Annotated in this window: 6 protein-coding genes; 4 read left to right on the forward strand and 2 right to left on the reverse strand. The window is 66.9% G+C overall.

The features are described from left to right. Positions 1 to 1,714, forward strand: a 1,714-nt coding sequence (locus FKP22_RS17235) for a peptidase domain-containing ABC transporter (protein ID WP_141288718.1), incomplete at its 5' end; no start/stop codon positions are given. 8 nt (positions 1,715 to 1,722) lie between these two features. On the opposite strand, the gene FKP22_RS17240 is transcribed toward FKP22_RS17235, so the two are convergent. Further along, a complete protein-coding gene (locus FKP22_RS17240) occupies positions 1,723 to 1,995 on the reverse strand; it encodes a YkgJ family cysteine cluster protein (protein ID WP_141288720.1) in 273 nt (90 codons plus the stop codon). Positions 1,996 to 2,202: 207 nt separating this feature from the next. On the opposite strand from FKP22_RS17240, the gene mnmG reads away from it, so the two are divergent. The 3 genes from mnmG to FKP22_RS17255 all read left to right on the forward strand — a co-directional run bounded on the left by mnmG (position 2,203) and on the right by FKP22_RS17255 (position 5,992). Beyond that, positions 2,203 to 4,164: a tRNA uridine-5-carboxymethylaminomethyl(34) synthesis enzyme MnmG gene (gene mnmG, locus FKP22_RS17245; RefSeq protein ID WP_141288722.1), complete on the forward strand. Its 1,962-nt coding sequence runs from the start codon at positions 2,203 to 2,205 to the stop codon at positions 4,162 to 4,164. Between the two features lie 43 nt (positions 4,165 to 4,207). Continuing rightward, positions 4,208 to 4,870: a 16S rRNA (guanine(527)-N(7))-methyltransferase RsmG gene (rsmG, locus tag FKP22_RS17250; RefSeq protein ID WP_141288724.1), complete on the forward strand. Its 663-nt coding sequence runs from the start codon at positions 4,208 to 4,210 to the stop codon at positions 4,868 to 4,870. A 330-nt stretch (positions 4,871 to 5,200) separates the two neighbouring features. Further along, on the forward strand, positions 5,201 to 5,992 hold the full coding sequence (locus FKP22_RS17255; protein WP_141288726.1) for a ParA family protein: 792 nt from the start codon (positions 5,201 to 5,203) through the stop codon (positions 5,990 to 5,992). 31 nt (positions 5,993 to 6,023) lie between these two features. Here the strand turns inward: FKP22_RS17255 and FKP22_RS32165 are convergent. Next, positions 6,024 to 6,576, reverse strand: a 553-nt coding sequence (locus FKP22_RS32165) for a hypothetical protein (RefSeq protein ID WP_170200940.1), incomplete at its 5' end; no start/stop codon positions are given.

Below are 6,576 nucleotides of genomic sequence, written 5' to 3' on the forward strand. Positions count from 1 at the left end.
CGGGTTTCACGTGGGCGAGGCTCGGCGGCCACTGCGCTGGCGCCAGCTGCTGGGCCGCGTCAGCGGGCTCAAGCGCGCATTGGGCCAGGTGCTGCTGTTGGCGGTGGCGCTGGAGCTGTGGCTGCTGCTGACGCCGTTTTTCCTGCAGTGGGTGGTGGACGGCGTGCTGGTCAGTGGCGAGCGCGACCTGCTGACCACGCTGGGCCTGGGCTTTGCCGGCCTGGTGCTGCTGCAGGTGCTGACGGCGGCAGCGCGCTCGTGGGCGGTGCTGCACCTGTCGGCGATGCTGAAGTTCCAGTGGCTGGGCAATGTGTTTGCCCACCTGCTGCGTTTGCCAATGGACTGGTTCGAGCGCCGCCACACCGGCGACATCTGGTCCCGCTTCAGCGCGGTGCAGCAGATCCAGGACACTTTGAGCACCAAGTTCGCCGAGGCCCTGATCGACGGGCTGATGGTGCTGTTGACGCTGGCGTTGATGGGGCTGTACAGCCCATTGCTGGCGGCCGTGGCGATTGGCGCGGTGCTGCTGTACACGCTGCTGCGCTGGAGCCTGGACGGCGCGATGCGCGAGGCTTCTGAAGAGGCGCTGGTGCACGAGGCGAAGAAGGCCAGCCACTTCCTGGAGTCGCTGCGCGGCGTCGGCGCGATCAAGCTGTTCAACGGCGAGGCGGGCCGCCAGTCGCGCTTCATGAACCTGGTGGTCGATTCGATGAATGCCGCGCTGGCGCTGCGCCGGCACGAGCTGGTGATGTCGGTGGGCCAGCGGCTGATCTTCGGGCTGGAGCGCGTGGCCGTGATCTGGCTGGGTGCACTGGCAGTGCTGGACCAGCAGTTCAGCGCCGGCATGCTGTTCGCGTTCCTGGCCTACCAGGAGCAGTTTGCGACCCGCGCCAGCGCACTGGTCGACAAGGCGGGTGAGCTGCGGCTGTTGCGGCTGCAGGGCGAGCGCCTGGCCGACATCGTGCTCACCCCCCCGGAGGCGGCCTTGCCTGGCCAGCGAGGCAACCTGCCGACCATCACCGGGCGGCTCACGGTGCAGGGCCTGCATTTCCGTTATTCAGACACCGAACCCGAGGTGCTGAGTGGCCTGAGCTTCGAGATCGCGGCCGGCGAGTCGGTGGCCATCGTCGGACCGTCCGGCTGTGGCAAAACGACGTTGCTGAAGCTGTTGCTGGGCATTCACGAGGCGCAGGCCGGCGAGGTGCTGATCGATGGCCTGCCGATGGCGCGCATAGGCCGCCAGCGCTGGCGCTCGCTGATCGGGACCGTGATGCAGGACGAGCCGCTGTTCGCCGGCTCGATTGCCGACAACATTGCATTTTTCGCGCCGGATGCCGACCCGCTGTGGGTCGTCGAATGCGCCAGGCTGGCCTCGGTGCACGAAGACATCGCGGCGATGCCGATGGGCTACGCCACGCTGGTCGGCGACATGGGCACGACGCTCTCGGGCGGGCAGAAGCAGCGTGTGCTGCTGGCCCGCGCGCTGTACAAACGGCCGCGCATCCTGCTGCTGGACGAGGCCACCAGCGCGCTGGACGTTGACCGAGAGCGTCTGGTCAACCGCGCGGTGCAGCAGCTGCAGCTGACGCGCATCATCGTGGCCCACCGGCCCGAGACGATTGCCAGCGCGCAGCGGGTGATCGTGTTGCAGGCGGGCAGGGTGGTGCAGACGCTGCGCACGGTGGGTGGCGTGGGCGGCGGCCAGGAGGCCTGAGTTCGGCTTCAGCCCGAGGGGGTGTGCGCCGGGCGTGTGAGCCGCTCCAGCTGTCCGATCCACAACATTGCGTGTTCGCGGTGCTCGCCGCACATGTCGGGCGACGGTTGCAGCGAGCCGCAGACCGAAGGCCGGCGGGGGTCACCAAACAGTTGGCAGCGGCCCTGGTCGTCCAACTGTACGCAGCGCTCTCCTGCCGGTTTGCCTTGCGGCATGCCGGGGATGGCGCTGGAGATGGACGGGGCGATGCAGCAGGCTGCGCAATGGGGGCGGCACTCCATCGCGGCATTGTTTCACGTGAAACCAGGGCGCTGCCACGTGCGGCTTTGGCGGCTTCGGCGGCGACCCTGCCAGCGTGACGGATGTGCCGGCATTCCCTAAAATCAAGGGTTGGCCGAACCGTCGGCCTGTCCAACTTGCGCACCATTTGCGCAACCGGCGTCGCGCGGGCTTGCGCCCACGCCGCCTGCGCTTTCCAGGAGCACGCCGTGCTGTATCCCAAAGAATTTGATGTCATCGTCGTCGGTGGCGGCCATGCCGGCACCGAAGCCGCGCTGGCGGCTGCCCGAATGGGCTGCGACACGCTGCTGCTGACGCACAACATCGAGACGCTGGGGCAGATGAGCTGCAACCCGTCGATCGGCGGCATAGGCAAAGGCCATCTCGTCAAGGAAGTGGATGCACTGGGCGGCGCGATGGCGCTGGCCACCGATGAAGCCGGCATTCAGTTCCGGATCCTGAACGGCAGCAAGGGCCCGGCCGTGCGCGCGACCCGCGCCCAGGCGGACCGGGTGCTGTACAAGGCGGCGATCCGCCACAAACTGGAAAACCAGCCCAGGCTGACGCTGTTCCAGCAGGCGGTGGATGACCTGATGCTGGAGGGCGATCACGTGGTCGGGGCGGTGACGCAGGTCGGCATTCGCTTCCGGGGCAGGGCGGTGGTGCTCACCGCCGGCACCTTCCTGGACGGCAAGATTCACGTGGGCCTGCAGAACCACGCTGGCGGCCGTGCGGGCGATCCGCCGGCGATCAGCCTGTCGGCCCGTTTGAAGGAACTGAAGCTGCCTCAGGGCCGGCTGAAGACCGGCACGCCGCCGCGGCTGGACGGGCGCAGCATCGACTTCTCCAAGCTGGCCGAGCAGCCCGGTGACCTGGAACCGGTGCCGGTGTTCAGCTTCATGGGCAGCACCCGCATGCACCCGCGCCAGGTGCCGTGCTGGGTCACGCACACCAACGCACGCACGCACGAGATCATTCGCAGCGGCTTCGACCGCAGCCCCATGTTCACCGGGATGATCGAAGGCGTGGGGCCGCGCTATTGCCCCAGCATCGAAGACAAGGTCAACCGCTTTGCCGACAAGGACGCGCACCAGATCTTCCTGGAACCAGAAGGTCTGACCACGCACGAGTTCTACCCGAACGGTGTGTCCACCTCGCTGCCGTTCGACGTGCAACTGGCGGCCGTGCGCTCGATGCTTGGCCTGGAAAACGCCCACATCCTGCGGCCGGGCTACGCCATCGAATACGACTATTTCGACCCGCGCGAGCTGCGCGCCACCTTCGAGACCAAGCAGGTCAACGGCCTGTTCTTCGCCGGCCAGATCAACGGCACGACGGGCTACGAAGAGGCGGCGGCGCAAGGCTTGTACGCCGGCATGCAGGCCGCGCTGCAGGTGCAGGGCAAGGCGCCGGTGACGCTGCGGCGCGACCAGGCTTACCTGGGCGTGCTGGCTGACGACCTGATCACCAAGGGCGTGACAGAGCCGTACCGCATGTTCACCAGCCGCGCCGAGTTCCGGCTGCAGCTGCGGGAAGACAACGCCGATGCGCGCCTGACCGAGCTGGGCCGCGAAATCGGGCTGGTGGACGATGCCCGCTGGGATCAGTTCAACCGCAAGCGCGACGCTGTTTCACGTGAAACAGAGCGGCTCAAGGCGACCTGGGTGCATCCCCGCAACTTCCCGGCGGTCGATGCCGAGGCGGTGCTGGGCAAGGCGCTCGAGCACGAATACAGCCTGACAGACTTGTTGCGCCGGCCGGGGGTGAACTACGACACCGTCGTCAGCATTGCCGCGACGGCACGGCCCGAGGCGGGTGTTTCACGTGAAACCTTGCGAGTCGAATTAGGCGCCGAACTGGCGGATGCGGTGATCGAGCAAATCGAGATTGCCACCAAGTACGCCGGCTACATTGACAAGCAGGTCGAGGAAGTTGGCCGCGCCCAGGCCTACGAAACGCTGAGGCTGCCGGCCGAGCTGGACTATGGCCAGGTCACCGCGTTGAGCTACGAGGTGCGCCAGAAGCTCACCCGCCATCGGCCCGAGACCCTGGGCCAGGCGGCGCGCATCTCGGGCGTGACGCCTGCGGCCATCTCGCTGCTGCTGGTCCACTTGAAGAAGAAGCGCCTGAGCAGTTTTGCCTTGCCGGACGACGCGCCGGCTGCAGCTTGAAATCTTGCGCCATGTTTTCACATCAAAAAGCTGCCTTCGCTGCATGAGCTCCCATCCTCTTTCGTCCGCACTGGACGCCGGCCTGCAGGCGCTGCACCTGACGCTGCCGCCGCAGGCACCGACCCAGTTGCTGGCCTACCTGGACCTGATCTCGCGCTGGAACAAGGTCTACAACCTGACGGCCATCCGCGATCCGCGGGAAATGCTCAGCCAGCATCTGCTGGACTGCCTGGCGCTGGTGGGTCCACTGGATGCGGCCGCCGGGCAGCGACCGGCCGATGCAGCGCCATGGCGGCTGCTGGACGTGGGCAGCGGGGCAGGGCTGCCCGGCGTGGTGCTGGCGATCTGCCGGCCGACCTGGTCGGTCACCTGCGTGGACACCGTTGCCAAGAAGGCCGGCTTCATCCGGCAAGTGGGCGCGGAGCTGGGGCTGGCCAATCTCAACGCCACGCACCAGCGCGTGGAGGCGATGACCGAGCCGCCGTTTGAGCTGATCACCTCGCGCGCGTTTGCCTCGTTGGTGGACTTCGTGACGTTGAGCCGGGCGCGCCTGGCGCCCGGCGGCCAATGGGTGGCGATGAAGGCCAAGCTGCAGGATGCCGAGCAGGCCGAGGTGCCGGCGGACGTGGTGATCCAGCGCGTGCAGCCCCTGCAGGTGCCGGGCCTGGCGGCCGAGCGCTGCCTGGTCTGGCTGGTGCCGCGCTGATCTGCCGTCCGCCAACAGCTGGGTCCCCAGGTCATCCCCAGGTCCATCCCAGCCTTGTCAGCATTCTGCCCACAGGCTTGTCCACACGAATTCGGTACTTTTTCAACTTACAGCCCCCAGGTCACCCACCGGCTGTACAAGACATTTCCACAAGTCTGTCCACAGGCGTGGGGCTGCGAGCTGCAAGGCGCGCTGCGCAGTTCGATGGCAAAACTCAGCGAGCTTGTGGCGTTTCGCGTGCAGCCACGGCCTCGCCCACCGGGAGCTGCTCTGCGCAGGTGACAATGCCCGCTTCGCCGGGTGCCCGGCCCGGTTGCCAACTGTCTGTCCATGTCCCGCATCTTCTGCATTGCCAACCAAAAAGGCGGCGTCGGCAAGACGACCACCTGCGTGAACCTTGCCGCCGGCCTGGCCAAGGTGGGCCAGCGCGTGCTGCTGGTGGACCTCGATCCGCAAGGCAATGCGACCATGGGTTCGGGCGTGGACAAGCGCACGCTGGAGACCAATGTCTATGACGTGTTGCTGGAGACGGCCACCGTTGCCGAGGCGAAGGTCCGGGCCGAGAAGGCCGGTTATGACGTGCTGGGCGCCAACCGCGAACTGGCCGGGGCCGAGGTCGAGCTGGTGGCGCTGGAGCGGCGCAACGAGCGCCTGCGGGGCGCGCTGAAGGCCGCGGCTGCGGACTATGACTTCGTGCTCATCGACTGCCCGCCGTCGCTGAGCCTGCTGACCCTCAACGGCCTGTGCAGCGCACACGGCGTGATCGTGCCGATGCAGTGCGAATACTTTGCGCTGGAGGGGCTGACTGACCTGGTCAATACCATCAAGCAGGTGCATGCCAACCTGAACCGCGACCTGGAACTGATCGGTTTGCTGCGGGTGATGTTCGATCCGCGCATCACGCTACAGACCCAGGTCAGCGAGCAGCTGAAGACGCACTTCGGCGACAAGGTGTTCGACAGCGTGATCCCTCGCAACGTCCGCCTGGCCGAAGCCCCCAGCTATGGCTTGCCGGGCGTGGTGTTCGACCCCGCCTCGCGTGGCGCTCAGGCCTTTGTGCAGTTCGCCGCGGAGATGGTGGAGCGGGTTGGCGGGAAGGGCGATCGACGCCTGATGGCGTGATCGCCCGGTCGTCCCGCCGGGCAGGCCTGGCTCAGAAGTCCCGCATCAGGTACATGCCGACATGGTTCGAGCCCACCTTGGACGGCGCGACCAGACCATAGATGCCGGAGCGATGGTGGATGCGAAAGCCCAGTTGCCAGCCGGGCAGGGCGTCGTGGTGCAGCACCACTTCGGGCGCCATGTAGAACAGCGTCGCGTAGTTGTCACTGCTCTTGTGGTGGTCCGGGTTGTCGTAGGGCTCGCCGCCAAAAGCGTGTGAAACGCCAAAGCTGCCGGCCAGGTCGATGTTCAGCCCGCCGAAGCTGGCGCCGGTGGCACCGACGCGCCAGGCGGCGATCAGCTCGTCGGTGTCCAGCCCGCCGTGATGGTGGAAGGCGCCGAATTCAAGGCCGTTGAACACCGGGATGCCGCCCCAGTCGCTCCAGCTTTTCATCCAGCCGAAGTCCTGCAGGCTGCGCCGCACCAGCACGCCCTCGATGACGGTGTTCTGGCCGGTGATCTTGCCTTCGAAGGCATGCGGGACGATGTCCAGCAGGTTGTCCTTGATCAGCTTGCCGCCGTACAGGCCGATGGACCAGGTGCCG

This window comes from Ideonella azotifigens, assembly GCF_006519715.1.
Taxonomy (GTDB): Bacteria; Pseudomonadota; Gammaproteobacteria; order Burkholderiales; family Burkholderiaceae_C; genus Ideonella; species Ideonella azotifigens.

Coding starts and splice junctions, on each gene's coding strand:
- FKP22_RS17255 (WP_141288726.1), top strand. CDS start 5,201: ATGTCCCGCATCTTCTGCATTGCCAACCAAAAAGGCGGCGTCGGCAAG.
- rsmG (WP_141288724.1), top strand. CDS start 4,208: ATGAGCTCCCATCCTCTTTCGTCCGCACTGGACGCCGGCCTGCAGGCG.
- FKP22_RS17240 (WP_141288720.1), bottom strand. CDS start 1,995: ATGGAGTGCCGCCCCCATTGCGCAGCCTGCTGCATCGCCCCGTCCATC.